Annotated in this window: 33 protein-coding genes; 25 read left to right on the top strand and 8 right to left on the bottom strand. The window is 35.6% G+C overall.

From position 1 onward, the window contains the following. The first annotated feature begins 70 nt into the window (after positions 1–70). The 7 genes from cysT (at position 71) to trxB (ending at position 5,666) form a co-directional block, all read left to right on the top strand. Complete coding sequence (gene cysT / locus LU301_RS04345) at positions 71–904, top strand: sulfate ABC transporter permease subunit CysT (RefSeq protein WP_305273031.1); 834 nt, start codon at positions 71–73, stop codon at positions 902–904. Then, positions 901–1,797, top strand: coding sequence for a sulfate ABC transporter permease subunit CysW (cysW, locus tag LU301_RS04340; protein WP_305273028.1), 897 nt, complete (start codon positions 901–903; stop codon positions 1,795–1,797). Before cysT ends, cysW begins: the two co-directional genes overlap by 4 nt. Positions 1,798–1,814: 17 nt before the next feature. Beyond that, positions 1,815–2,861, top strand: a complete 1,047-nt coding sequence (locus LU301_RS04335) for a sulfate/molybdate ABC transporter ATP-binding protein (protein ID WP_305273025.1) — start codon at positions 1,815–1,817, stop codon at positions 2,859–2,861. Positions 2,862–2,875: 14 nt separating this feature from the next. Continuing rightward, complete coding sequence (locus tag LU301_RS04330; RefSeq protein WP_305273022.1) at positions 2,876–3,811, top strand: CysB family HTH-type transcriptional regulator; 936 nt, start codon at positions 2,876–2,878, stop codon at positions 3,809–3,811. A gap of 153 nt (positions 3,812–3,964) precedes the next feature. Beyond that, positions 3,965–4,285, top strand: coding sequence for a type II toxin-antitoxin system RelE/ParE family toxin (locus tag LU301_RS04325; RefSeq protein ID WP_305273018.1), 321 nt, complete (start codon positions 3,965–3,967; stop codon positions 4,283–4,285). Next, entirely contained in the window at positions 4,272–4,556 is a 285-nt protein-coding gene (locus tag LU301_RS04320; protein ID WP_305273015.1) for an addiction module antidote protein, read from the top strand. The genes LU301_RS04325 and LU301_RS04320 overlap by 14 nt, the downstream gene beginning before the upstream one ends. A 168-nt stretch (positions 4,557–4,724) precedes the next feature. Then, positions 4,725–5,666 carry a thioredoxin-disulfide reductase gene (gene trxB / locus LU301_RS04315; RefSeq protein ID WP_305273012.1) on the top strand — a complete coding sequence of 314 codons (942 nt, stop codon included), beginning with the start codon at positions 4,725–4,727 and terminating at the stop codon, positions 5,664–5,666. A 129-nt stretch (positions 5,667–5,795) separates the two neighbouring features. On the opposite strand, the gene LU301_RS04310 is transcribed toward trxB, so the two are convergent. Together LU301_RS04310 and lgt are read right to left on the bottom strand one after the other, a co-directional pair. Beyond that, positions 5,796–6,437: a lysophospholipid acyltransferase family protein gene (locus LU301_RS04310; RefSeq protein ID WP_305273009.1), complete on the bottom strand. Its 642-nt coding sequence runs from the start codon at positions 6,435–6,437 to the stop codon at positions 5,796–5,798. Between the two features lie 2 nt (positions 6,438–6,439). Next, positions 6,440–7,234, bottom strand: coding sequence for a prolipoprotein diacylglyceryl transferase (lgt, locus tag LU301_RS04305; RefSeq protein ID WP_305273006.1), 795 nt, complete (start codon positions 7,232–7,234; stop codon positions 6,440–6,442). 86 nt (positions 7,235–7,320) lie between these two features. Between lgt and LU301_RS04300 the strand changes: the two genes are divergently transcribed. Continuing rightward, on the top strand, positions 7,321–8,109 hold the full coding sequence (locus LU301_RS04300; protein WP_305273004.1) for an NRDE family protein: 789 nt from the start codon (positions 7,321–7,323) through the stop codon (positions 8,107–8,109). A 141-nt stretch (positions 8,110–8,250) separates the two neighbouring features. Here LU301_RS04300 and LU301_RS04295 read toward each other — a convergent pair whose 3' ends face one another. From LU301_RS04295 to folP, 6 genes are all read right to left on the bottom strand, one after another. Then, a complete protein-coding gene (locus LU301_RS04295; protein WP_305273001.1) occupies positions 8,251–8,472 on the bottom strand; it encodes a hypothetical protein in 222 nt (73 codons plus the stop codon). Positions 8,473–8,962: 490 nt separating this feature from the next. Next, the gene (locus LU301_RS04290) at positions 8,963–9,709 is read right to left on the bottom strand and encodes a sporulation protein (protein ID WP_305272998.1); all 747 of its coding nucleotides are present in this window, start codon (positions 9,707–9,709) and stop codon (positions 8,963–8,965) included. 19 nt (positions 9,710–9,728) lie between these two features. Further along, positions 9,729–10,352: an RdgB/HAM1 family non-canonical purine NTP pyrophosphatase gene (rdgB, locus tag LU301_RS04285; protein WP_305272995.1), complete on the bottom strand. Its 624-nt coding sequence runs from the start codon at positions 10,350–10,352 to the stop codon at positions 9,729–9,731. 139 nt (positions 10,353–10,491) lie between these two features. Then, positions 10,492–10,998, bottom strand: a complete 507-nt coding sequence (locus LU301_RS04280) for a hypothetical protein (protein ID WP_305272992.1) — start codon at positions 10,996–10,998, stop codon at positions 10,492–10,494. A gap of 92 nt (positions 10,999–11,090) precedes the next feature. Then, complete coding sequence (locus tag LU301_RS04275) at positions 11,091–12,059, bottom strand: bile acid:sodium symporter family protein (RefSeq protein WP_305272987.1); 969 nt, start codon at positions 12,057–12,059, stop codon at positions 11,091–11,093. A 43-nt stretch (positions 12,060–12,102) separates the two neighbouring features. Then, positions 12,103–12,957 carry a dihydropteroate synthase gene (gene folP / locus LU301_RS04270; RefSeq protein WP_305272984.1) on the bottom strand — a complete coding sequence of 285 codons (855 nt, stop codon included), beginning with the start codon at positions 12,955–12,957 and terminating at the stop codon, positions 12,103–12,105. 87 nt (positions 12,958–13,044) lie between these two features. On the opposite strand from folP, the gene tal reads away from it, so the two are divergent. From tal to LU301_RS04185, 17 genes are all read left to right on the top strand, one after another. Beyond that, complete coding sequence (gene tal, locus LU301_RS04265) at positions 13,045–14,010, top strand: transaldolase (protein ID WP_305272981.1); 966 nt, start codon at positions 13,045–13,047, stop codon at positions 14,008–14,010. Positions 14,011–14,098: 88 nt separating this feature from the next. After that, on the top strand, positions 14,099–15,004 hold the full coding sequence (locus LU301_RS04260; protein ID WP_305272978.1) for a tetratricopeptide repeat protein: 906 nt from the start codon (positions 14,099–14,101) through the stop codon (positions 15,002–15,004). A gap of 43 nt (positions 15,005–15,047) precedes the next feature. Further along, on the top strand, positions 15,048–16,022 hold the full coding sequence (locus LU301_RS04255) for a tetratricopeptide repeat protein (RefSeq protein ID WP_305272975.1): 975 nt from the start codon (positions 15,048–15,050) through the stop codon (positions 16,020–16,022). Positions 16,023–16,099: 77 nt separating this feature from the next. Next, positions 16,100–16,993 carry a tetratricopeptide repeat protein gene (locus LU301_RS04250; protein WP_305272972.1) on the top strand — a complete coding sequence of 298 codons (894 nt, stop codon included), beginning with the start codon at positions 16,100–16,102 and terminating at the stop codon, positions 16,991–16,993. A gap of 92 nt (positions 16,994–17,085) precedes the next feature. Next, positions 17,086–17,853, top strand: a complete 768-nt coding sequence (locus tag LU301_RS04245) for a toxin-antitoxin system YwqK family antitoxin (RefSeq protein WP_305272969.1) — start codon at positions 17,086–17,088, stop codon at positions 17,851–17,853. Positions 17,854–17,993: 140 nt separating this feature from the next. After that, the gene (locus LU301_RS04240; protein WP_305272966.1) at positions 17,994–18,380 is read left to right on the top strand and encodes a hypothetical protein; all 387 of its coding nucleotides are present in this window, start codon (positions 17,994–17,996) and stop codon (positions 18,378–18,380) included. A 69-nt stretch (positions 18,381–18,449) separates the two neighbouring features. Continuing rightward, the gene (locus LU301_RS04235; protein ID WP_305272963.1) at positions 18,450–18,824 is read left to right on the top strand and encodes a hypothetical protein; all 375 of its coding nucleotides are present in this window, start codon (positions 18,450–18,452) and stop codon (positions 18,822–18,824) included. Between the two features lie 69 nt (positions 18,825–18,893). Continuing rightward, positions 18,894–19,325, top strand: coding sequence for a hypothetical protein (locus LU301_RS04230; protein ID WP_305272960.1), 432 nt, complete (start codon positions 18,894–18,896; stop codon positions 19,323–19,325). A 249-nt stretch (positions 19,326–19,574) separates the two neighbouring features. Continuing rightward, the gene (locus LU301_RS04225) at positions 19,575–19,790 is read left to right on the top strand and encodes a hypothetical protein (protein WP_305272957.1); all 216 of its coding nucleotides are present in this window, start codon (positions 19,575–19,577) and stop codon (positions 19,788–19,790) included. Further along, positions 19,790–20,176: a type II toxin-antitoxin system VapC family toxin gene (locus LU301_RS04220; protein ID WP_305272954.1), complete on the top strand. Its 387-nt coding sequence runs from the start codon at positions 19,790–19,792 to the stop codon at positions 20,174–20,176. Before LU301_RS04225 ends, LU301_RS04220 begins: the two co-directional genes overlap by 1 nt. 70 nt (positions 20,177–20,246) lie before the next feature. Next, positions 20,247–20,762, top strand: a complete 516-nt coding sequence (locus LU301_RS04215) for a hypothetical protein (RefSeq protein ID WP_305272951.1) — start codon at positions 20,247–20,249, stop codon at positions 20,760–20,762. 81 nt (positions 20,763–20,843) lie between these two features. After that, positions 20,844–21,491 carry a hypothetical protein gene (locus LU301_RS04210; RefSeq protein WP_305272948.1) on the top strand — a complete coding sequence of 216 codons (648 nt, stop codon included), beginning with the start codon at positions 20,844–20,846 and terminating at the stop codon, positions 21,489–21,491. A 199-nt stretch (positions 21,492–21,690) separates the two neighbouring features. Beyond that, positions 21,691–21,927, top strand: coding sequence for a type II toxin -antitoxin system TacA 1-like antitoxin (locus LU301_RS04205; protein ID WP_305272945.1), 237 nt, complete (start codon positions 21,691–21,693; stop codon positions 21,925–21,927). A gap of 109 nt (positions 21,928–22,036) precedes the next feature. Next, positions 22,037–22,546: a hypothetical protein gene (locus LU301_RS04200; RefSeq protein ID WP_305272942.1), complete on the top strand. Its 510-nt coding sequence runs from the start codon at positions 22,037–22,039 to the stop codon at positions 22,544–22,546. Positions 22,547–22,579: 33 nt separating this feature from the next. Next, positions 22,580–23,017, top strand: coding sequence for a hypothetical protein (locus tag LU301_RS04195; RefSeq protein WP_305272939.1), 438 nt, complete (start codon positions 22,580–22,582; stop codon positions 23,015–23,017). Positions 23,018–23,026: 9 nt separating this feature from the next. Then, positions 23,027–23,518: a hypothetical protein gene (locus tag LU301_RS04190; RefSeq protein ID WP_305272936.1), complete on the top strand. Its 492-nt coding sequence runs from the start codon at positions 23,027–23,029 to the stop codon at positions 23,516–23,518. Positions 23,519–23,572: 54 nt separating this feature from the next. Beyond that, positions 23,573–24,247, top strand: coding sequence for a WG repeat-containing protein (locus LU301_RS04185; protein WP_305272933.1), 675 nt, complete (start codon positions 23,573–23,575; stop codon positions 24,245–24,247). Positions 24,248–24,257: the final 10 nt, after the last annotated feature.

The raw sequence follows: 24,257 nt of genomic DNA, 5'->3' as shown, positions 1-24,257 counted from the left end.
GATTTTTATTATGTAAATCTTTCTGTATGATACTGTCCTATTTTACATATATAAATACTATTGGTGCTTTATGTCGCAAGGCTCTCGAGTTCTTCCTGGTTTTGGTTTATCGTTAGGCATTAGCATTGCCTACTTATCAGTCATTGTATTGATTCCATTATCAGCAGTTTTTTTAAAATCGATTGATATTGGTTGGACTGGTTTATGGGAAATTTTAACCTCTGAACGTATTTTAAAATCCTTACAATTAAGTTTTGGTGCGTCATTGCTTGCTGCCTTTATCAATGTGATTTTTGGTGTATTATTGGCATGGTGCTTGGTGCGTTATAACTTTTGGGGTAAACGTTTGGTCGATGCGTTGGTCGATTTACCCTTTGCTCTACCCACTGCTGTTGCAGGCATTGCCCTCACCGCACTCTATGCCGAAACGGGTTGGATTGGACAATATCTTGAGCCGATGGGCATTAAAGTCGCTTATACACCAATTGGTATTACCCTTGCTTTAGTATTTATTGGTATTCCATTTGTGGTGCGTACAGTACAGCCCGTCTTAGCTGATTTAGAAACCGAATTAGAAGAAGCCGCAGCGACTTTAGGTGCAACACGTTGGCAAACCATCACACAAGTGATTTTACCGAGTTTATTCCCTGCCATGCTTACAGGTTTTGCCTTAGCTTTTGCTCGTGGTGTGGGTGAATATGGCTCAGTGATTTTTATTGCAGGTAATATGCCCTATAAAACTGAAATTGCACCACTGATGATTATTTCTCGTTTAGAAGAATATGATTTTGCAGGTGCAACAACTATTGCTGTGGTCATGTTATTATTATCATTTAGTATTTTATTTGCAATTAACCTATTGCAAGCGTGGATTTATCGCCGTTCGGGGAAAAATGCCTTATGAGTTCACAACAAAATAGCCGTGCCTTAGCCGATAAATTACAATCCGCACACGCCACACGAGAGCCAGCTTGGGTCAAATATACGTTATTAAGCATTGCTTTAACCTTTTTTATGGCATGTTTAGTATTACCTTTAATTATCGTGTTTTATGAAGCCTTTAAACAAGGTTGGAATGTTTATATTCACGCTTTAACCGATAGCGATACATTATCAGCAGTAAAACTCACTTTAATTGCAGCAGGTATTGCCGTACCATTAAATGTAATTTTTGGGGTTTGTGCAGCTTGGGCGATTGCAAAATTTGATTTTAAAGGTAAATCATTATTAACCACCTTAATTGATTTACCATTTTCAGTATCTCCAGTCATTGCAGGTTTAATGTTAGTATTATTATTTGGTGTCAATGGTTGGTTTGGCGGTTGGTTATCAGATAATGATATTAAAATATTATATGCTGTGCCTGCGATTGTGATTGCCACGATTTTTATTACCTTTCCATTTGTTGCTCGTGAACTGATTCCACTCATGCAAGCACAAGGAGTGGAAGAAGAAGAAGCAGGTATCGTACTCGGTGCATCTGGTTGGCAAACCTTTTGGCATATTACCCTGCCGAATATCAAATGGGGATTATTATACGGGATTATTTTATGTAATGCTCGTGCGATGGGTGAATTTGGTGCAGTATCCGTAGTCTCTGGGCATATTCGTGGAGAAACTAATACTTTACCATTACACGTTGAAATTCTTTATAATGAATATACCTTTAGTGCTGCTTTTGCTGTATCATCATTATTGGCATTATTAGCATTATTAACTTTGGTATTAAAAACCTATATTGAATATCGTCAAGAAAAAATCCACGCATTATCTCAGCATAATGCCGACAGTCATTAACTTTAGGAAAATAAAACATGAGTATCCAAGTTAAAAATATTGAAAAACATTTTGGGCAATATCATGCACTACAAAATATCTCACTGGATTTTCCTGAAGGTAAATTGATTGCATTGCTCGGGCCATCGGGTTGTGGTAAAACCACATTATTACGCATTATCGCAGGATTAGAAACTGCCGATAGCGGACAGATTATTTTAAATGGACAAGATGCCACCCATCTCCATGTACAACAACGTAATATCGGTTTTATGTTTCAACATTATGCCCTATTTAAACACATGACCGTGTTTGATAATGTAGCATTCGGTTTGCGTGTTAAAAAACAAAATCGTCCATCAGAAACGGATATTAAAAAACGTGTGATGGAATTATTAGAATTAGTACAATTACCACATTTAGCTCAACGCTATCCTGCTCAACTTTCGGGCGGACAACGTCAGCGTATTGCCTTAGCTCGTGCATTGGCGGTTGAACCAAAAGTATTATTGCTTGATGAGCCGTTCGGTGCCTTAGATGCTAAAGTGCGTAAAGAACTTCGCCGCTGGTTGCGTAATCTGCACGATGAATTACATATCAGCTCAATTTTTGTAACGCACGACCAAGAAGAAGCCCTAGAAGTGGCTGATGAAATTGTGGTGATGAATAAAGGTATTGTGGAACAAGTTGGCTCTCCAAAAGATGTCTATCAAGCACCTGCGACTGCATTTGTCTTTGACTTTTTGGGCAATGCCAATAAATTTGAGGCCGATTATCAAAATGCTCAACTGACTTTTGGTGAAGATAAAATCAACATCAATCCGCATAATATCGAAACAGGTCAAGTCATCGCCTTTGTTCGCCCTGAAGATGTACAAGTGTTTACTCGTCCTGAACAAGATAGCATTCAAACCACATTTATCCGTGAGATTTGGATTGGCGGACGTGTATTGGTTGAGCTGATTGACCGTCAAGGACAACATTGGGAAATTAGCTTAAATCATGAACAAGCCACACAACTCGCATTGCGTCCAGAACAAAATGTGTGGATTAAACCAAATCAAGTCCATGTATTTAAACAATAAAATGGAGTGATAGCATGAATTTTCAACAATTACGCATTATTCGAGAAACAGTTCGACAAAACTTCAATTTAACTGAAGCATCAAACGCCCTTTATACTTCACAATCTGGCGTGAGCAAGCACATCAAAGACTTGGAAGATGAATTAGGCGTGCAAATTTTTGTGCGTAAAGGCAAACGTTTACTTGGCTTGACTGATGCAGGACAAGCACTCTTTCACATCGTGGAGCGTATGTTGTTAGATATTGATAATATTAAACATATTGCTGATGATTTTAATCGTGTCAATGAAGGAACGCTCACCGTTGCCACCACGCACACGCAAGCACGCTATATTTTACCGCCAATTATCAATCAGTTTAAACAGAATTTTCCTAAGGTGCATTTGATTTTACAACAAGCCAGCCCTGTGGAAATTACCAATATGTTGCTCAATGGCGAAGCGGATATTGGCATTGCCACTGAAGCATTAACGACTGAAGACCATTTAGCCAGCATTCCTTATTATGATTGGCAACACAGTATTATTGTGCCAAAAGACCACCCATTAACCACAGAACGCAATATTACTTTAGAAAAATTAGTGGAATATCCACTCATTACCTATCATGGTGGATTTACAGGGCGTTCCAAAATCGATAAAGCCTTTGCCGATGCAGGACTTGAACCCAATATCGTAATGTCCGCTCTCGATGCTGATGTCATCAAAACCTATGTCGAACTCGGCATGGGCATTGGTATTGTCAATAATGTTGCTTTTGATGATGAGCGAGACCATCGTTTAAAACAAATTCAAACCGATTTATTTGGGCTGAATACCACGTGGATTGCCGTGCGAAAAGAACATTTATTGCGTGGTTTTGGTTATGAATTTATCCAAATGTGTGCTAAAGATGCAGATTTAAGTTATTTAAAACAAGCTGCTTTTCCAGAACCTGATTATTCCATTTAATTTTGCTTATCAGTTCAATAATGCAGTATCATCATGATATTGCATTATTTTTTTAGATAAAAACTGTAAATCAACAATTAACGGAATAAGTTTATAGGTTCTTGCTTTTTGTCGTGTTTTTGCTACAATAATAGAAATATTTCGGATAAGGCAATGAACATACTCAACAAAACTGACCAATTTCTTGCTTGGTATAACAAACTCAAAGACCCTATCGGCAAAGCAAGCATTGCTATGCGATTAGAACGAGCCGAAAATGGCAATTTTGGCGACCACAAATTACTACCTGATACGGGCGGTATTTATGAAATGCGAATTTTTAAAGGCAATGGCTATCGTTTGTACTATGCTCAACAAGGCGAAACCATTTATTTACTACTGATTGGTGGTAGTAAAGACAACCAACAAAACGATATTAATCAAGCCAAAACCTTATGGCAAAGCATACAGGAGCAAAACCATGAACAAAGTTGAAATTAGCCGTTTAGATATTGCTGAATTACTCAATGATGAAGAGACAATTAATGCCTATCTTAACGAAACTTTAGCAGAAGGCACACCAGCTGAATTTGTTCAAGCCTTAAATACGGTAGCACGAGCAAAAAAAATGCACCATATTGCAGAAAAAACAGGCATTGGGCGTACTACCCTGTATCGTTCATTACAAAGCGAAAAGCCACGTTTTGAAACATTAGCAAAAGTTTTAGATGCAATGGGCTACCGTTTAGCAGTTGTTGCAAAATAAAATATAAATCCTAAGTTTTAACTTAACGAACTTGGGATTTTACGCATTATTTTTTAGATATCAATATAACATCCATCAAATTTTCCCATCATTTCATTACATCATTATCATAGAAATTTTGACCCAAATCTTTTATAGTAATCCTATTACAAATATGAGAGAGAAATCATGCAACATTCACGTTTAATTATTTTAGGTTCAGGGCCTGCGGGCTATAGTGCGGCGGTTTATGCGGCTCGTGCCAATTTAAAACCAACCTTAATTGCAGGTATGCAAATTGGCGGTCAATTAACCACCACGACTGATGTCGAAAATTGGCCGGGTGATGCATCTGGTTTAACAGGTCCTGCATTAATGGAGCGTATGCACGCTCACGCTGAACGTTTTGGTACACAATTTGTCTATGACCATATCAATGAAGTTAATTTACAACAACGCCCATTTATTTTAAAAGGCGATAATGCTGAATATAGCTGTGATGCCTTAATTATCGCTACGGGTGCAACTGCACAATATTTAGGCTTGGAATCTGAACAAAAATTTAGCGGACAAGGTGTGAGTGCTTGTGCCACTTGTGATGGCTTTTTCTACCAAAATCAAAAAGTTATGGTTGTTGGTGGTGGTAATACAGCCGTTGAAGAGGCACTGTATTTAGCCAATATCGCTAGTCATGTAACTTTGGTACATCGCCGTGATAGCTTACGTTCAGAAAAAATCTTACAAGACCACTTATTTGAAAAAGTTAAAGAAGGCAAAGTCAGTATCATTTGGAATCATCAAGTTGATGAAATCTTGGGTGATGATATGGGTGTAAACCAAGTTCGCATTAAATCAACTGTAAATGATGAAACTCAAACTATTGATGTACAAGGTATTTTTATTGCGATTGGACATAAGCCACAAACTGCGATGTTTGAAGGTCAATTAGCATTGCGTGATGGTTATATTCAAGTACAAAGTGGCACATCGGGTAATGCAACAGCAACTTCTGTTGCAGGCGTATTTGCAGCAGGCGATGTGGCGGATAGTATTTATCGTCAGGCGATTACATCAGCAGCTTCTGGTTGTATGGCAGCTTTAGATGCAGATAAATATTTAGATAGTTTATAAATTAATATAAGCTATTGATTTTATAAGGGTTTATTTATAACAAATTCAATTTAGAATTAAAAGGTAGGGGCGAATCATATTCGCCCAAACAATTGATTTAAAAAGGGTTTGTATAATAAACCCTTATTGTCATTTCCGTTTCAAATCTTGCAACGGCTTTGACATATGTTCAGGATAATGCCCTTCTACACCTGCAAAATATTCATATAATTTAGGTAAATCCTGCTCAATATCGCCACTTGGATAAAATAACGGTAAAAAGCGTAATTGCTTGGTTTTATAGTCCAATGCCACAGGTAAAATCGGCACATTTGCCCCTAATGCCAAATAGTAAAATCCTGTTTTCCATTGTTCGGTATATTTGCGTGTACCTTCAGGAGCAAGTCCTAAAAATAACTGGGGCTGTTGTTTAAATTTATCAATACTCGCCTGTAAAGTTGAACCTTTTTTCGCACGATTAATAGGTATCACGCCACACCATGTCAGCACTTGAGCCAAAATGGGTACATTAAATAGTTGCTGTTTTCCCATAATACGAATATCAATATCCAACGCCAACAAGGCAGGCAAAGCATACAAACCATCAATATTTGATGTATGTGGTACACCAATAACCACCGCTTGTGCAATATTTGGAACTTTACCAACAGTTTGCCAACCAGATAATTTCATTATGCTTTGTGCAACATAGCGACTGATTTTTGCACCTCGTTGCGGTACATTTTCGCCTAAATGACGTTTGCGTAATTTGGGTAAATTTGAAAAATCCATCATTATTTCACATCATAAATTTTACGTTGATAAGCAATCACTAACATGATAATACCCATAATAATCATTGGTAAAGTTAAAAATTGCCCCTTACTCATCCATGCAATAAATAATTGTCCATGGTCAGGTTCACGGAAAAACTCAACCATAAAACGAGCTACACCATAACCCATTAAAAATAATGCTGATACTGCCATACGTGGGCGTGGTTTACTACTAAACCACCATAATAAGATAAATAATAATAATCCCTCGCCTAAGGCTTGATAAAGTTGTGATGGATGACGTGGAATATTATCAACGTGCGGAAAAATCATCGCTAAAGGATAATTTAAATCTTGTACAGCTCTCCCCCACAATTCACCACCAATAAAATTACCTAAACGTCCAAACATCAAGCCTAAAGGCACACATGGTGCAACAAAATCTAAGGTTTCTAACCAATTCTTTTGATATTTTCTACACCAAAATAACATTGCAATCACCACGCCTAAAAAACCGCCGTGAAAACTCATTCCTCCTGTCCACACTTGAAATAACCAAATTGGATTTTGTAAAAATTGTTCAAAGCCATAAAAGAATACATAACCAACTCGACCACCTAAAACAACGCCCAATGCACCGAAAAAGATTAAATCAGATACCATATCAGCATTCCAATTCTCACGTTTTTTAGCACGATATGTTGCCAAGCCCCATGCACAAGCAAAGGCAAGTAAATACATCAAACCATACCAATGAATTTGTATGATTCCTAAATCAATCGCTACAGGATTAATATTGGGATAAGTTAGCATAAAATATCCTACGGGCAAAATAATAAATAGAATTTTAACTGAATTTCAGGCACAATAATGTTTTTAATTGTTGATGAAAAGCATAGATGTGTATTGTAGCATTTGCATGGCAAGTTTTCGAGAATATGCCTTTATTTTTAATCTCAAATCGTGATGAGTTTTATCATCGTCCGACACAAATGTTAGATTATCAAGCTGAATATGATATTTTTGCAGGACGTGATTTACAATCGGGCGGTACTTGGCTTGGCACAACCAAAGCAGGAAGATGGGCAATCATTACCAATTACCGAAATGGGCGAGATAAACGCACCTTTAATACATCTCGTGGACATATTGTTCAGCACTATTTAATGAGCGATTTAAGCCCTATGCAATTTGCCAAACAGTTACAAAAACAGCAACAACATTTTGCAGGATTTAATTTGATTGTGGGCAATCATCAACAAGCGGTTTATATCAGCAATTATGGTGAAGCACCTCAAGCTCTCGCCAATGGTGTTTATGTATTATCTAATGGTTTAATGTCTGATGATTGGGCAAAAACTCACCATTTACGCAAACGTTTTACCCAAGAATTATTACCTGTTTTACAGCAACATCAAGCTATTTTACATGATGATGTACGCAATTTAAGTTTTGAGCTGTTGCAGGATAATCGCCAATGTGATATCGATGATTTACCTGATACAGGTATCGGCATTGAATGGGAACAGCTCTTATCATCGACCTTTATTCAAAGCCAAAATTATGGTACACGTTGCTCAAATGTGTTGATGATGACCGATACACGCCTAGAATGGTATGAAAAAATTCAACACGGTGATGAACAAGGGTTGATGAATTATGTGCAATATGATTTAGCTTATTTTTAACGTTAATTCGGTTGAATAAATAACTGTAACTTATTGAATATAAAAGGATAAGTAGGTGCGTATTACGCACCTTACTCGCATTTATTTAGCTTATATCTTTTAATATCAAATATTTGTAAATTCCCAAAACTTATGTTATTTTTAAATCAATGCTTTTATCCAGTGTGCAATAATGGCTATGGCAGTAATAGTAACCACAACTGTTGTCATCGTATTAAAACGTCTATGCCAAATGGTTTTAAAACCATCAACTAATTCTGCTTTATCACTCGATTTTCTATTACGATACCAGCCCCAATTAAGCATAATATCGAATATCAACATTACCATAGCAGTCGTTTTTAATGTTTCATACCAATCCATCTAAATATCCCCAATCTTCATTTAGATATATTTATACCCAATGTATAATCATGACAATCACATAAATCATAAACAGATAGGTAACAAAACGATTCAAACGTTTATGCCAAATGCTTTTAAATTGATATATCTGTTTAGGGTCAGAATTAAATACAGGTATGCTTTTATAATAGGAATAATTAACAATTACCTCAAATAATACTATTATAAGAAAAATATTTTTAAAAGTTTCATACCAACCCATCTAAATATCTCCAATCATCATTTAGATATATTTTAATATCCAATACATAATAGTCATAATAACATAAATAATGAGCATATATCTAACAAAAATATTAAAACGTTCATGCCAAATCGTTTCAAACTCATAATTTTGTTCTGTATTAAAACCAAATGCTGGCATATTTTTATAATAGGGATAATTAATAATCATCTCAAATACTACTATTACAACAAAAATACTTTGTAAAATCTCATACCACCCCATCTAAATCCCCAATAATTGACGAATTTGCCCTGCTAATTGCCCTACATCAATATGTTGATGTGGAATAGTTAAACATTGATAACTATCTCTATAGCTCATTTTACGGTCAATTTCCAACAAAACATGAGTGCGATGTGCTTCCGCTACAAAAGACACTTCAATTTCATTAATCATACTAAATTGTTGAATCGCAATAAACTCTAATTCCTGATAGCAACCAATTGTTGATTGAAAACCTTGTCCACGTAATTGCCCTTTTTCTACATCAATCGAGCGTAAAGCAAAGCCACATTGTTGCATAGCGGTCATAAAAGCCAACATCGCTGGATTTGGCTGAATGTTTAAATAATCAACATCTTTAGCATCTAAACTCCAATCAATATCTAAATGTGTATAAAGCCAAACTTTGGATTTATTATAATGGCAAGACACATCGGTTAAAGGCGTTTCAAATGGTAATTCAAGCGAAAATGGTATACGATGACGGCTATTGGTTTGTAAATTAAACGCACCACTTACATGCCAACTGGTAATACACAGGGCAGTATTGTATTCATTATCACCACTTTCTACTTCGGCGGTCGTCATCAAATCCAAACGTAAACCATTGATATATTTATCACTTGATACACCACGAAATACAATTTCTCCATTTAAAACTTGCCCACCACATAAACTTGGATTCGCTAGTTTTGTATCAATCTTCACTTGCTCTATGCCCAATGCTGACGCAATTTTTCCAAGCATAAATTACTCCTAATCTGATTTAACCTTGTAAATATTGTTCAAATAATTTCATTGCCTGCCCACGATGGCTAATTTTATTTTTTTGCTCTTTGCTTAATTCCGCACTTGATACGCCTAATTCTGGCAACCAAAATAATGGATCATAACCAAAACCATGTTCGCCTTTGGCTTCGCTTAAGACTTCGCCTTGCCATGTCGCTTGGAAAATTTTTGGTAATGGGTCTTCAGCGTGTTCCACCAAGGCTAAAACACAAACGAACATTGCACTAATCGCTTGTTCACCACGATAAGGTAATAAATCTTGTAATAATTTTTGATTATTAGCATGATCATCGCCATGTTGCCCTGCATAACGAGCCGAATAAATTCCCGGTGCATAATTTAAAATCGGTACACAAATCCCCGAATCATCAGCAATGGCAGGTAAACCCGAAATTTTTGATGCATGGCGTGCTTTAATAATGGCATTTTCAACAAAACTTAAACCATCTTCCACCGCATCATCAATATTAAGCTGTCCTTGTGGAATAATTTCAATTGGCAAATTTAACTGCTCAAATAAATGACTAAATTCAGCAATTTTACCTTTATTATTGCTGGCTAATACTAATTTACCATGTTGTAACCATGTAAGTGCAGACATATCAAAATCCTAATGAAAATAAAACCTTATCATAATCGATAATGAAAGATAATTCAAATGATGTGATTTAAGTCATTGTTTAATTATCTTATAAAAAATGCCATCTTAAACGATAGCATTTTATTGTGGTTAAATTGGTTTATTTCAATTTTTTCAAATAACGCCAATAAACAACTTTGTCTGTTTCAGGGTTAATCAAACCCATCACTAGCGTATTTTTAGGTATAAATACACCATCTGGCGTGGTAATATCTTTATCTAAAAAAGTAACCTGCCAATACAACGTCTGCTGACCATTTAAGGCTTCAGTTTTTGCTACGCCTTTAGTTACATAATCATATTTAAAAACTTGCGGTAGGCTATCTAAAGTTTTACTTAAGCCTTTTGTCGTTTGAGCTTCATAGACAGTCGAACCCATGCTTGAAAATTTACTATTTTTGTCAAAACAAAACCATTCATACGGTGATTCAATATAGCCAATTTCATTCATTAATTTGCTCAATTCTGCTGAAAAATTGATACGTTCATAACAGCCCACTAACTCTTTTTTATTGGTTAATGGTTTAGGTTCTGCATAAACAGCTGTTGAAGCTCCAAATGCCAAACCAACAGCAAGCAAATAAGAACTCATTTTCAATAATTTCATGGAATAACTCCTATCTTAATACATTAAAATCATATCAATTTTATGATAAGTTTAATGTGTTATTTCGATAATGAAGTGTATGGTTTTGTAAATTATTCCTGTTCTTGATTACCCCATTTATTGGCGATAATCCCACACACCATTAGCTGAATTTGATGGAAAATCATAATCGGTAAAATCAACATACCTAATGGTTGCCCTGCAAATAAAATCTGTGCCATCGGTACACCACTCGCCAACGTTTTTTTAGACGAACAGAAAAATATGGTTTTGCGGTCTTGTGCATTAAACCCTAAAACTTTTGCTGTATATAGAGACAATAACATCACAACTGCCAATAACACACAACATAACACAAAAATCCACATTAACGTCATGCCATCAACTTGCTGCCATAAACCTGACACGACTGCTCCACTAAATGCACCATAGACCACCATTAAAATTGTAGTTTGGTCAAATGCTTTGACTACTGATGGATAACGCTTTAAAACAGGAGAAAAACGAGTTTGTACAATTTGCCCTAAAATAAATGGTACAAGCAATAAACCTGTAATTTTTAAAATCGCTTGTGTTGGGTCAAAGCTATGCGATTGTGATTGTGTAATAAATAAACTCACTAAAATTGGTGTAATCATCATACCAATTACATTAGAAAATGACGCACTACAGACCGCCCCTGCAACGTTACCTTTTGCCATTGACGTAAATGCAATGGAAGACTGCACCGTAGATGGTAAAAAGCATAAAAATAGAAAACCCCAATATAACTCTTGCCCCAATAAAGGTAAAATAATTGGTTTTGCCATCAAACCTAAAATCGGAAATAGGATAAAAGTAAAAGCAAAAATGATACTATGTAATTTCCAATGCATGATTCCTTCTAACATCGCTTGACGAGAAATTTTAGCACCATGTAAAAAAAATAAAATCGCAATGGCAATGGTCGTAATATGACCAAAATAACGTGCCATGTCCCCTGATACAGGCATAATGCTGGCTAAAATGACCATGACAAATAATAAAATGGTAAAACGGTCGATGGCTAAAAATTTTAACATTATTTTCACTCACTATTTTAAATTGTGATTTTTTATCATAATTTTATTTTTTTGTAAATACAACTTCCCACATTTTAATAGCTTCCACCGTTGCTTTGACATCATGCACCCGTACTATGTTTGCTCCTTGTTGAACACTGAATAAATGCCCAACTACACTACCAATCACACGTTCATCAGCTTGAGTGATGTCTAAAATTTCACCAATAAAACGCTTGCGAGAAAGTGCGGATAATAACGGAAATCCCATATCGGTAAATTGTGAAAAATGCTTTAATAATTCAATATTATGTTGCGTATTTTTAGCAAAACCAAAACCCACATCTAAAATAATACGTTCCGCTTTCATGCCCTTTGCTAAAGCTAAATCAATACGTTGTTGTAATTCTTGCTTTACTTCAGCCACCACATCATCATACACCGCCAATTGATTCATAGTCTGTGGTTCGCCACGCATATGCATTAAAATAACAGGAATATCCAATTCAATCGCAGTTTCTAAAGCATTAGGGCGAGTTAATGCACGCACATCATTCCAAATATGAGCTCCAGCTTCCACCGCTTGATAAATTACTTCAGGCTGACTAGTATCAATTGACAGGGTAACACCATGATTTTTTAAGGCTTTTACTACAGGAATGACTCGTTCTAATTCCTGCTCTACACTCACCACTTGTGCATTTGGGCGTGTTGATTCTCCACCAATATCAATAATGGTTGCACCTTCAGCAATCATTTGTTCGGCACGTTGCACGGCGGATTGCACATTATCATATTGACCACCATCACTAAATGAATCTGGTGTAACATTTAAAATACCCATCACATGAACTTTGGATAAATCAAGTTGATGGGTTTTACAATCAAATAAAATAGGCTTTAAAGGCTGAATGTGCATAATATATTGTCTTAGCAAAAATAGTATTTACAATTATACTGAAAATACGTTATAAAGGTTGAAATTTTTTCGACTTTTGGATATTTTATGAATAGTTTACAACAGCTCAAACAATATACTGTGATTGTTGCGGATACAGGCAATTTACAAGCCATTCAACAATTACAACCGCAAGAAGCCACGACCAATCCTACCTTAGTTACACAAGCCTGCCAATCTGCTGAAAATTTACATTTACTTGAATCTGCCTATCAACAAGCCAAGCAACAATATTTAACTGGTAATGATTTACTCAATCGTACTATTGATATTTTAACTGTTGAACTTGGTGTAGAAATTTTAAAACATATTGATGGGCGAGTTTCAACTGAAATTGATGCAGAATTATCTTACAATACACAAGCAACGATTGATAAAGCAATGCAAATCATAGAATTATATCAACAAAAAGGAATTGATAAAAATCGTGTATTGATTAAAATTGCTTCAACTTGGCAAGGTATTCAAGCCGCAAGATATTTAGAACAACACGCTATTCATTGTAATTTAACCTTGCTTTTTGGCTTACATCAAGCCCAAGCCTGTGCCGATGCAAAAGTAACCTTAATTTCTCCATTTGTGGGGCGTATTTTGGATTGGTATAAAAAGCATGAAAATGTTGAATCTTATCCAATCGAACAAGATAAAGGCGTGTTATCTGTACGTCAAATTTATCAATATTACAAACAAAATAATATTCAAACACAAATTATGGGGGCAAGTTTCCGTAGTACTGAACAAATTTTAGCCTTAGCAGGTTGTGATTTACTGACCATTTCCCCTGCTTTATTGCAACAATTAAGCACACAAAATAAAATTGTTATATCTCAACTCAACCATGATTTTGCTAGTAATAGTCCTTCAATTCAGCGTGCACCACAAACTGAACAAAGTTTCCTCGATGAATTAAATGCAGACCCAATGGCAAGTGAATTATTGCAACAAGGGATTGATGGTTTTATTCACGCCAAACAGCAATTAATGGATTTGTTGAAAGCTCAATTTGAGTTTTAATAAGTACTTTTTAACTTGATGTTTAAGTGATTTGATTTTTTTAATCACAGTAAATTCATTTTAACTTCAACCCCAAAAGGAAACTATTATGAAAAAACTTATCCTATCGGCACTCTTTGCCACCGTTCTATTTTCTGCCCCTGCAATGGCAAAGGTCGCCCCTGATATTATCAAGACCTCGTATGGCGACTTTGACGCACAAGGGCAATTATTATCTGCTAATCCTACTGCCTTAAAAGCAATGGATTTTAAAACGGTAGAGAAAAAAGCCAATCAAGGCGATAATATGGCTCAATTTCATCTTGCGAAAATGTATCAATTGGGCATTCACACCCAAAAAGACGAAGCTAAAGCACAAGAATGGTATAAAAAATCTGCCGAAAATGGCAATGCCTTTGCGATGAATAATTATGCCAATTATTTAATGAACGATGAATCAAATAGCGATATTGCTCTATCTTGGCTTAAAAAGGCAAGTGATTTAAATCAACCCCACGCCAAAATGAATTTGGCGATTGAGAATATTAAAAAAGAAATGGATATTCAAAAAAGCGTGGACATATTATTAGAGCTTGGCGACAATGGCTTTGCCCCTGCGTATTTTGTGTTATCACAAATTGATACAGAATTGCCTGAGAATATTCAAAAAAGCGTGTATAAAGACAAATCTGGTTCATTTCGTTATTTAAAACAATCTGCGGAAATGGGATTTGCCCTTGCTCAAATGCAGTTGGCGGATACTTATCAATGGGGCGTAATGGGTCCTGATAAAGAAGACCGCATTTTGCCGATTGCATTGGCGTATAAATGGTCAAAACGGGCGTGTACCAATGGCATAGAGCGTGGCTGCCAAGTGGAGCAATTATACGCCCCTTACAAAACCCAAGATTTAAGCCAATATCAAGGCAAATGCACAAAAGGCGATGAAAATGCCTGTGAAAGTTATGAATTAAACAAACGCTTGGTTGAAGAAATGAATAAAGCAGATAACTAATGGTTTATTTTATTTAATTTTTATCTTAAAGGAAAACAAACTTATGAAAAAACTTCTGCTATCCACCATTCTTGCCACCGCCTTATTTTCTGCCCCTGCAATGGCAAAAGTTGCCCCTGATATTATCCGCACCACTTATGGCGAATTTGATGCACAAGGGCAACTCTTATCCGCCAATCCTACTGCTCTAAAAGCGATGAAGTTTAAAAAGGTAGAAAAACAGGCTAATAAAGGCGACAAAGATGCTCAATTTTATTTGGCGAAAATGTATCAATTGGGCATTCATACCCAAAAAGACGAAATTAAAGCCCAAGAATGGTATAAAAAATCTGCCGAAAATGGCAATGCTTTTGCGATGAATAATTATGCTAATTATTTAAGCGAAAATGAAGCCTTAGAATGGTTTAAAAAAGCCAGTGATTTAAATCAACCACACGCCAAAATGTATGTGGCAATATATTATATCAACAGCAAAACCGACATTCAAAAAGGCGTGGATATATTATTAGAGCTTGGCAAAAATGGCTTTGCCCCTGCGTATTTTTTGTTATCGCAAATTGCCACAGATTTACCTGCTGATATTTATAAAAATCTTTATACAGATGAAAACGGCTCATTACATCATATCAAACAATCTGCGGAAATGGGATATAGCGATGCCCAAGTTTATTTGGCTCAGTTTTCTAGTATGTTGTTTTTGTTTGGGGCGGATATTGATGAAAATGGCGAAAAAACCAATGATGAAACGAGCCAACTTGAAAAAACAAAACAAAATATCATCAACGCTTATGGCTGGGCAAAACGGGCGTGCAATAATGGTAACGAACAAGGTTGTCAGGCATTGGCAATTTATGATGATTTTAAAGATGGGTTTAAAGATACTGAGCGAACAGAATTTATAAATTCATCTTGCAAAACTGAAACAGACCCTGAATTAAAACAGAAAATATGTCAAAGCGAGAAACTGTATCAAGACTTAAATCAGGCATTTGAAACCATAGACAAACGCTATCAATAATGATTTAATAAAATCTGAATTAAATGAAAATCTTATTTTTCTGATCAAATTAACTTTAACTCTAAAAGGAAAACTCTATGAAAAAACTTATCCTATCGGCACTCTTTGCCACCACTCTATTTTCTGCCCCTGTAATGGCAAAAGTTGCCCCTGATATTATCAGGAGCTCGTATGGTGATTTTGATGCACAAGGGCAACTCTTATCTGCCAATCCTACTGCCCTAAAAGCAATGAATTTTAAAACCGTTCAGGAAAAAGCCAATCAAGGCGACAAAGACGCTCAATTTCATTTGGCAAAAATGTATCAATTAGGCATTCACACCCAAATAGATATGCAAAAATCACAAGAATGGTATAAAAAATCTGCCGAAAATGGCAATGCCAATGCAATGAATAATTATGTCGGATATTTAGATGAAAATGAAGCTTTGATTTGGTACAAAAAAGCCAGCGACTTAAATCAACCACACGCTACAATGGCTTTGGCAATGTATTATATCAACAGCAAAACCGACATTCAAAAAGGCGTGGACATATTATTAGAGCTTGGTGAAAATGGTTTTGCCCCTGCCTATTTTGTATTATCGCAAGTTGCCGAAATATTACCCAAAGATATTTCCGATAAACTTTATCAAAATGAAAACGACTTTTTTAATCATCTCAAAAAATCTGCCGAAATGGGATTTGCCCCTGCTCAAATGGCATTATCCGATTATTATCAAAAGAATTATGTAATGAATGCGGATAAAATCGTGCGTCCAACGGGCATTATTAACGCCTATAAATGGGCAAATCGTGCTTGTGTCAATGGCGTAGAGCGTGGTTGTCAAACGGCAGAATATTTTGGCTCAATCAAAACGGCTGATTTAAGCAATGAAAAAACCCAATGCGAAAAAGGCAATAAAGACGCTTGCGAAAGTTATAAAATCAGTAAATACATTCAAGAGGAAATCAGTAAATTGGATAAATAATGCTCTATTTGATTAATGATTTTGATAAAATAAATTGGGGAATGTCATTTTTTCCCAATTCAATTAACCTTAACTTTAAAAGGAAAATCCCTATGAAAAAACTTTTAAAATGCTCCGCCACCGCCCTAATCCTCGCAGGGGCAAATATGTTATTTAGCCAATCGGCTTTGGCGTGTACACAAAATGACCCACATTATCACGCTTGTGTTTATCACAATATTATTTTGCCACAACAACAGCAACAACAAGGTTATGGTAATTATGGCGGTTATGACAATATCGGTTCAACCCATTCTCGTGAACCCACAATGAGAACCGAATGCAAAATGCTCAATAATGGCTATAAATTGTGTACGGATTATAGATTGTCCACAGGGATAATCGTCTCCGAAGAAGTTACCAACCCAAAAACTTCGCAACCAATTTACTCAACTTATTATCACCCAAATGGCAAACTGAGAATTGAAACATCTTTTGATGAACAAGGCAAAGAACACGGGGAAACAAAACATTATCGTGAAACAGGGGAGCTGTATGCGGTTAAAGTTTATGAACACGGCAAAGAGCTGTCAGCCGAATTTAAAAGCGAGGATGGCACAATTACCAAAGAAACCTATGAATATAATACTTTGCCTTATAGAATTGAACATCAACAAGTTTATGTCAATGGCAAACAACACGGTTTGGAAATCAAACAATTTTATAATAAAAAAAGGCTAAAATGGGTTACGCTTTATGAAGTCAATTGGGTCAATGGTAAAAAACACGGCACTGAAAAATTTTATTCATTGGTCAATGACAAAGGCAAAACCAAATTGGATAAAAAAGTAGAATGGAATAATGGCGTACAAGTGCGTTGATGATTGTGTTATGCCAAAATAACCTAAAAAATGCCACATTTTTTTTTGGGCATAAGGTGCGTAATATGCACCATTCAAAACCAAACGCCAAACGGTGTGTTGTACGCACCTTACGGCTTAACTTTAAAAGGAAAACTTTTATGAAAAAATTTATTCTCCCCCTAATCCTTGCCCTAATTGCAAGCCCTGCCTTAGCAAAACCTGTCGTTACGCCAATTCAATTTGCCAAAGGCAGTGAATGCGGTTATTTTGAAGGCAATGTTAAAAATCGTGAATTGACCTTAAATTTAAAGAAAGGGCAATATTTAATTGTTACTGTTTCCAAATCATTTGACGAAGACGACTATGTAAACCCAAAATTAAAAGACCCAAAAGGCAAAGATCAACTGCCTTTTTCTAGCACCGTATTTGTTGATGAATATTTGGAGGAATATCAGATTGCACACACAGGCAAACATCGTTTTACTTTTGATTTGTATGATGAATATACCTTTGCTGAAATTAAATTTTGTGCTTATGACAAATAACTGGCATTCATTCCCTAATTGATTTAAATTGGGGAATGACATTTACTTTAACCTTAAAAGGAAACTTTTATGAAAAAATTTATTCTCCCCCTAACTCTTGCTTTAATCGCAAGCCCTGCCTTAGCAAAACCTGCCAAAACTTATGTTACGCCAATTCAATTTGCCAAAGGCAGTGAATGCGGTTATTTTGACGGTAGTTTGGCAAATCGTGAATTTACTTTACATTTAAAGAAAAATCAATGGATTCGCATTGGTATTGAAAGCAGTAAACCCATTACAGAAATCGTCAAAGACCCAAAAGGCAAAACCCTAAAACACGATGATGGCGATGAATGGGGCGTTATTTATGACATTAAGCAAACAGGCAAATATCGCATTGCTTTTGAGTTGGACGATGAAGCCTATCCTTTTGCCGAAGTCAAAATTTGTGCTTATGACAAATAACTGTCTTTTATTGCTAAATTTATTTAAATTGAGCAATAAAATTAACTTTAACCTTAAAAGGAAACTTTTATGAAAAAATTTATTCTCCCTCTAATCCTTGCTCTAATTGCAAGCCCTGCTCTTGCTGAAACGGTGTTTTTATGCAATACCACAAATGGCAAACAAATTAAATTGGTGGATAATGGCGACACCTTTACTTATGAGTTTGGCAAAGGCAAAAAGACCGAGCTTGCATTTTCCATTGCCAAACATAAGGTGCAATATGATGGCGGTTTTTGGAATGTAGAAACCAGCAACTGGTTTGAACTGCCTTACAAAGGCAATGTCTATACCGTATTTTCCAGTTTGGTGAATTTGGACGAAAATCGTGAAGAATTACCCACACCCAGAAAAAAAGCAGGGGTGATTATCAATCAACACAAACCCAATTCAAAAACCATTTTGTGTAATCCCAAACAAATCAAAGTAGATAAAATTGAAAGCTATGGCACGCCAAGTTGATTGTTAAAAAGCCATTCCCAAGTTTAATTAGGCTTGGGAATGAAATTGACTTTAACCTTAAAAGGAAACTGTTATGAAAAAATTGATATTATCCCCCTTAAATTAGCACAGCTTTATTTTCTAATACTATCCCTTGATTTTTCTTAAAAATTAAGATAGATTAAATTTAGACATCATTTAAAATGTGTTATAATAAAAGCAAGCCAACTCTTTGTTTTTATTATAAAACTTAAAATTTTGGAGCAAAAAATGTTTATTGATTTACCGCCACATATTGAACAATATATTACCGCCCAAGCACAAATTGCAGGGCTTAGCACAGAGCATTATATTATTGAGCAATTAACACAATTAAGCACCAAATCCGAACCAAATTTGCGTCAGCTTGGTGGTGGGGAGCATTTTTTATTATCCAATTTGGATAAATTTGATGAACCCCTAGATGATTTTAAGGACTATATGTAATGCGTTATTTATTGGATACACACAGTTTGATTTGGTTTATTTCCAGCCCAAATGAATTGAGCCAAAAAGCCAAAACCATTATTCAAAATCCGCAAAATCAATTATATTATAGTCCACTTAGTTTTTGTGAAATTGCCATTAAAGTAAGCAATAAAAAACTAGCAATGGCAGACGGTTGGCAAATCGGCTATCATCATCTCTTAAAAAAGAATAATGTAATGCCAATCGCCCAATCGTGGCAAGATGCGGTAATTTTGCAGAATTTACCATTTCATCATAAAGACCCATTTGACCGTATGCTGATTAGTTTGGCAATCGCCAATAATCTTAGTTTTATCAGTGCGGACGGTCATTGTGCTTTATATGATTTAGATGTGGTTTGGTAAATTAAAAAGTGCGTTAATTATTTTTTCTATCGTCAATCGTATTTTTAATCAACCTTAAAAGGAAACTTTTATGAAACTTTTAAAACTTTCCGCCACCGCCCTAATCATCGCAGGGGCAAATGTATTATTTAGCCAATCGGCATTGGCGTGCCAAGACAGTGGTTCTGGGCGTTGTGGCAATCAAGGCTATTCAGGTAACACCTATAATGGCGGTTATTATGGCTATGGCAATTATGGCGGTTATGGTGGGTCGTTTACGCATAAATATGTTGCCGTTGCATTTGACCGCCACGCCCAACCCTTTATTTATCGCAATACTTTTCGTACGCCCGATTATGTTTTTGCTGATTGGGACGAAGCGGTTGGCATTGTATTGCAAGCCTGTAATAGCGACCCTAATCGCAGTCCTTGCCGATATGGCTCATCAGCGACCAATAAAAACTGTGTGGTCTATGCCTTTGACGGTAACTTTATGATGTCAAATGCTGGTTCGTGTTCACAAACCAAAAAAGCCCTAAAACGAGACTGTAAGGCACATTATGGCAATAACCCTGCTTGCAATGCCGTTAAAGTGATACGCCCTTAATTTTAAGTCTAATTCATTAAAAAATTGGGCGAAAGTGTTTATTTTTATTCGCCCAATTTCCCTAAATTTTAGGAGTGTTTTATGAAAAAGCCTTTAATTGTTATCGCCATAGCGTTAAGCCTGACGGCGTGTAGTATCCATTTGACCGATGGACATATTGATAGAGCCTTGCCAAAATTTAAGCGACTGTCCACGCCCACACTGACCCAAAACCCAACCCAAGCCCGCACGCTAACGATTAGCTTTGACAATAAACCAAGCGAGCTTAGAGTGAGTAAAGTTACCGCCAATTATCTTGCCGATTGTGAAGTTAAAATGGGGGCAACTTTTGAACATATCTATTTTCATCGCCCAAACTATGATTTGCCAATTAAATTTAGCCAAAATAGCAAAGATAGTTACACGGCAACCCTTTATAATGACGCATTGGTAAACGAAAATTATTTTAAAGACATTAAAGGCTATACAGGCGGTGTGTGTCATTGGAAACTTTATTATGTAGATGTGCTTGCCGAGCCAATACCAAACCGTGCCAAAATGTATTATGGAGTACGGATTTTTGCTCATACAGACAAAATGGCAAAAATGACAAAGGGGCAATTTAATATTCAACATTTTAATGCCCCAAGCGACCGCAAAAAACATACTTCTTCCGATTATCTATCTGACAAACAAATATCGGAAATGGACAAAAAAGATGTAATGACGATGACTCTAAAATTTGATTAAAGCGTTAATGATTGGAGAGTGTTTATGAAAAAATTGATGTTATCCGCCTTAATTAGCACAGCTTTATTTTCTAATATTATTCCTTGATTTTTCTTAAAAATTAAGATAGATTAAATTTAGACATCATTTAAAATATGTTATAATAGAACCAATCTAATTGGTTGTTTTTATTACAAAACTTAATTTTGGGAGTAAAAAAATGTTTATTGATTTACCACCGCAAACCGAGCAAATCATCGCCCAAGTCGCCAAACAAAATGGACAAAGTTTGCAAGATTTTATCGTCATTAGTGCTTATGAAAAAGCCTTGCAAAGTATGGCTAATCCACCAACGCAAGGACTAGGAGACCGCTTACACCAAATTTTTGCACAAGCACAATTTCCAGAACTCAATATTTTAGAAAGACAGGAATATCCCAGAGAGATAACGCTATGAGTGAGTTGTGGCTACACGAAATGTCAAAGATTTTGAAAATATCAATGGGTTATCAATAGTTAATCCATTTTAAAAAAAGCAACCACCCAAATTTTAAAGGAAAATTGTTATGAAAAAGTTAATGCTATCCACCGTAATGGCAAGTTTGTTATTAACAGGTTGTACGACTACCAGAGATTATATGTTGCCTGTTGCTTTAATGGGGGGAGCGGTAATTAGCGGTTTAACGCCCGATACTTGCAAAGCATTTAAAAAACCCGATGATGGCAGTAGATTTGCCTATCCGTGCCGTATAAAGCATAATTATGCCCCTATTGTTCACGATGAATTGGGGGACGCCATTATTGATAAAGACGGTAATTTTTTAATGGAGTACCGACATTATTATCTAATGAGAGAAATAAAACCGAATTATTTTAAAGCACAAACTTACGGCAAGATTAATAAATCAGGTGTATTTGATAAACGGGGTAATATTATTGTGCCTTTTGAATACAAATCCATTGATGAATATGAGAAACTAATTCGTGCTGAAAAATTCCCGAATGCTGATGGCAGTTATTCCGATAATCAAAAATTTATTTATTATGATTATCAAGGCAATGTCGTCCAAAAATAAACCAAATTGATATTTTAATAAAAGGAAATTGTGATGAAAAATTTAATATTATCCGCTTTAATTAGCACGGCTTTATTTTCTAATATCGCCTTTGCCGAAACTTATTTTGAATGTACTGATATTTTGGGCAGTCAATTTCGTTTAACAGACAGCGAAAAAGGCAAAGAGCTTTTGACTTATCAAGCGATGTATCATAATGGCGAAAGTGAGCAATTTGACTTGCCAAAATCTGATGTAAATTTTATTGCAGATAATTTGCAAGACGATAAAAGCAAAAACCATTATTTTCAATCTGCTCAATTTAAAAGCGATAAAGCCCACCACGAAATGTACTACCATAAATTTGCAGACGGCAAAGAATATGCTTATGTTACTGCCATTTTATTTGGTGAAGAAGATATTGATGATAAAGGATTTTATCATTGTAATATGACAAAACCTGTAATTCATTCTTTGGATAAATTAAAATAGGAAATTGTGATGAAAAAACTTTTATTATCCGCTTTAACCGCCACTCTATTTGCCAATTTAACAGGGTGTATCGCAATCGCCAAACATATCAAAGAACAACAAGAACTGGCTGTTGCCGAGTGCGATAAATTCCCCAAATTGGCAGGACATCATTTTACCTATTGTCCAAATACACATTATGCCATTGCCAAAAAAGGCATTGGACAATATACCCTAATGAAACCGACAGGCGAAATCACCGCTTATTATGATGATATAAGATTTAGCCAGCGTATTAAAGATGAATTTTATTTTAACATTCAGCGTGGTAAACAATCTGGCGTAATGAATTTGGACGGTAAAGTTATTTTGCCATTGGATAATTATACAGGCAATATTAGCTATGAATATGCCAAAGGCTTTGCCATTTGTGGAGCATTTGGCAGTATTAGCGATACAGGTTATAAAAAAATATGTTATGATAAAAATGGCAATAGAGCCAAGCAATACGAAGTGAATTAACCACGCTTTAATGCTATTGGTATTAAAATTAGCCTTACTAAAAAAGGAAAATTTATGAAAAAATTGATTTTATCCACCATTATCAGTACGGTAGTATTTGGCAATATCGCCTTTGCCAATACCTGCCCCAATCCACCGATATTAAAAGAAAGTATCGCCAAACAATACAGTGAGATTGAATTAAAAGCCTGTCAAGAACAGCAAGAATTTTGGCGAGTCAAACGAGATGGCAAAATCGGCGTGATTGACAATAAAGGCAATATTATCATTCCTTTTTATTATGATTATGTTGGCAAATGGTCAAAGTCGTCCGATTATTTATCGGTTGCCCTTGGCGATAAAGACCGCCCCTTTTTAAAGGCAAAATGGGGCATTATTGATAAAACAGGTAAAGAAGTTATCGCTCCACAATACGATTATATTTATCCAATCAGCGATACTTTATTTGTGGTAGAAAAACAACAAGCAACAGATATAGAAATAGACATAACAAAGGGCAGTCTAGAACAAATGGATAATATAATGAATATGATATTTATGTTTCAAGGATTTGGTTTTCCAGTTACCAATCACAATACCAAAATAGGCTTGGTTGATGTCAATAACACCTTATTATTACCCATAGAATATGACGGATATAGAGATATTGATAAAGACTTTATCAATATTTATAAAGATGGTAAGGCGCTGTTAATTGACAAGCAAGGCGAAATTTTAAAAACACAATAATGGTAATATT

Origin of the sequence: Moraxella sp. ZY210820 (genome assembly GCF_030674635.1) — a bacterium.
Lineage (GTDB): Bacteria > Pseudomonadota > Gammaproteobacteria > Pseudomonadales > Moraxellaceae > Acinetobacter.
This window is presented reverse-complemented; position numbering and strand designations above follow the sequence as displayed.

Bases quoted from the DNA above. Each gene is read 5' to 3' on its own strand.
- LU301_RS04335 (WP_305273025.1), top strand. From the start codon at position 1,815: ATGAGTATCCAAGTTAAAAATATTGAAAAACATTTTGGGCAATATCAT.
- LU301_RS04230 (WP_305272960.1), top strand. From the start codon at position 18,894: ATGAAAAAATTTATTCTCCCTCTAATCCTTGCTCTAATTGCAAGCCCT.
- LU301_RS04320 (WP_305273015.1), top strand. From the start codon at position 4,272: ATGAACAAAGTTGAAATTAGCCGTTTAGATATTGCTGAATTACTCAAT.
- LU301_RS04220 (WP_305272954.1), top strand. From the start codon at position 19,790: ATGCGTTATTTATTGGATACACACAGTTTGATTTGGTTTATTTCCAGC.
- trxB (WP_305273012.1), top strand. From the start codon at position 4,725: ATGCAACATTCACGTTTAATTATTTTAGGTTCAGGGCCTGCGGGCTAT.
- LU301_RS04190 (WP_305272936.1), top strand. From the start codon at position 23,027: ATGAAAAAACTTTTATTATCCGCTTTAACCGCCACTCTATTTGCCAAT.
- LU301_RS04290 (WP_305272998.1), bottom strand. From the start codon at position 9,709: ATGCTTGGAAAAATTGCGTCAGCATTGGGCATAGAGCAAGTGAAGATT.
- LU301_RS04295 (WP_305273001.1), bottom strand. From the start codon at position 8,472: ATGGATTGGTATGAAACATTAAAAACGACTGCTATGGTAATGTTGATA.
- LU301_RS04250 (WP_305272972.1), top strand. From the start codon at position 16,100: ATGAAAAAACTTATCCTATCGGCACTCTTTGCCACCACTCTATTTTCT.
- LU301_RS04240 (WP_305272966.1), top strand. From the start codon at position 17,994: ATGAAAAAATTTATTCTCCCCCTAATCCTTGCCCTAATTGCAAGCCCT.
- LU301_RS04205 (WP_305272945.1), top strand. From the start codon at position 21,691: ATGTTTATTGATTTACCACCGCAAACCGAGCAAATCATCGCCCAAGTC.
- LU301_RS04260 (WP_305272978.1), top strand. From the start codon at position 14,099: ATGAAAAAACTTATCCTATCGGCACTCTTTGCCACCGTTCTATTTTCT.
- LU301_RS04255 (WP_305272975.1), top strand. From the start codon at position 15,048: ATGAAAAAACTTCTGCTATCCACCATTCTTGCCACCGCCTTATTTTCT.
- cysW (WP_305273028.1), top strand. From the start codon at position 901: ATGAGTTCACAACAAAATAGCCGTGCCTTAGCCGATAAATTACAATCC.
- LU301_RS04330 (WP_305273022.1), top strand. From the start codon at position 2,876: ATGAATTTTCAACAATTACGCATTATTCGAGAAACAGTTCGACAAAAC.
- LU301_RS04300 (WP_305273004.1), top strand. From the start codon at position 7,321: ATGTGTATTGTAGCATTTGCATGGCAAGTTTTCGAGAATATGCCTTTA.
- folP (WP_305272984.1), bottom strand. From the start codon at position 12,957: ATGCACATTCAGCCTTTAAAGCCTATTTTATTTGATTGTAAAACCCAT.
- LU301_RS04325 (WP_305273018.1), top strand. From the start codon at position 3,965: ATGAACATACTCAACAAAACTGACCAATTTCTTGCTTGGTATAACAAA.
- cysT (WP_305273031.1), top strand. From the start codon at position 71: ATGTCGCAAGGCTCTCGAGTTCTTCCTGGTTTTGGTTTATCGTTAGGC.
- LU301_RS04310 (WP_305273009.1), bottom strand. From the start codon at position 6,437: ATGGATTTTTCAAATTTACCCAAATTACGCAAACGTCATTTAGGCGAA.
- lgt (WP_305273006.1), bottom strand. From the start codon at position 7,234: ATGCTAACTTATCCCAATATTAATCCTGTAGCGATTGATTTAGGAATC.
- rdgB (WP_305272995.1), bottom strand. From the start codon at position 10,352: ATGTCTGCACTTACATGGTTACAACATGGTAAATTAGTATTAGCCAGC.
- LU301_RS04235 (WP_305272963.1), top strand. From the start codon at position 18,450: ATGAAAAAATTTATTCTCCCCCTAACTCTTGCTTTAATCGCAAGCCCT.
- LU301_RS04275 (WP_305272987.1), bottom strand. From the start codon at position 12,059: ATGTTAAAATTTTTAGCCATCGACCGTTTTACCATTTTATTATTTGTC.
- LU301_RS04185 (WP_305272933.1), top strand. From the start codon at position 23,573: ATGAAAAAATTGATTTTATCCACCATTATCAGTACGGTAGTATTTGGC.
- tal (WP_305272981.1), top strand. From the start codon at position 13,045: ATGAATAGTTTACAACAGCTCAAACAATATACTGTGATTGTTGCGGAT.
- LU301_RS04225 (WP_305272957.1), top strand. From the start codon at position 19,575: ATGTTTATTGATTTACCGCCACATATTGAACAATATATTACCGCCCAA.
- LU301_RS04215 (WP_305272951.1), top strand. From the start codon at position 20,247: ATGAAACTTTTAAAACTTTCCGCCACCGCCCTAATCATCGCAGGGGCA.
- LU301_RS04195 (WP_305272939.1), top strand. From the start codon at position 22,580: ATGAAAAATTTAATATTATCCGCTTTAATTAGCACGGCTTTATTTTCT.
- LU301_RS04245 (WP_305272969.1), top strand. From the start codon at position 17,086: ATGAAAAAACTTTTAAAATGCTCCGCCACCGCCCTAATCCTCGCAGGG.
- LU301_RS04200 (WP_305272942.1), top strand. From the start codon at position 22,037: ATGAAAAAGTTAATGCTATCCACCGTAATGGCAAGTTTGTTATTAACA.
- LU301_RS04280 (WP_305272992.1), bottom strand. From the start codon at position 10,998: ATGAAATTATTGAAAATGAGTTCTTATTTGCTTGCTGTTGGTTTGGCA.
- LU301_RS04210 (WP_305272948.1), top strand. From the start codon at position 20,844: ATGAAAAAGCCTTTAATTGTTATCGCCATAGCGTTAAGCCTGACGGCG.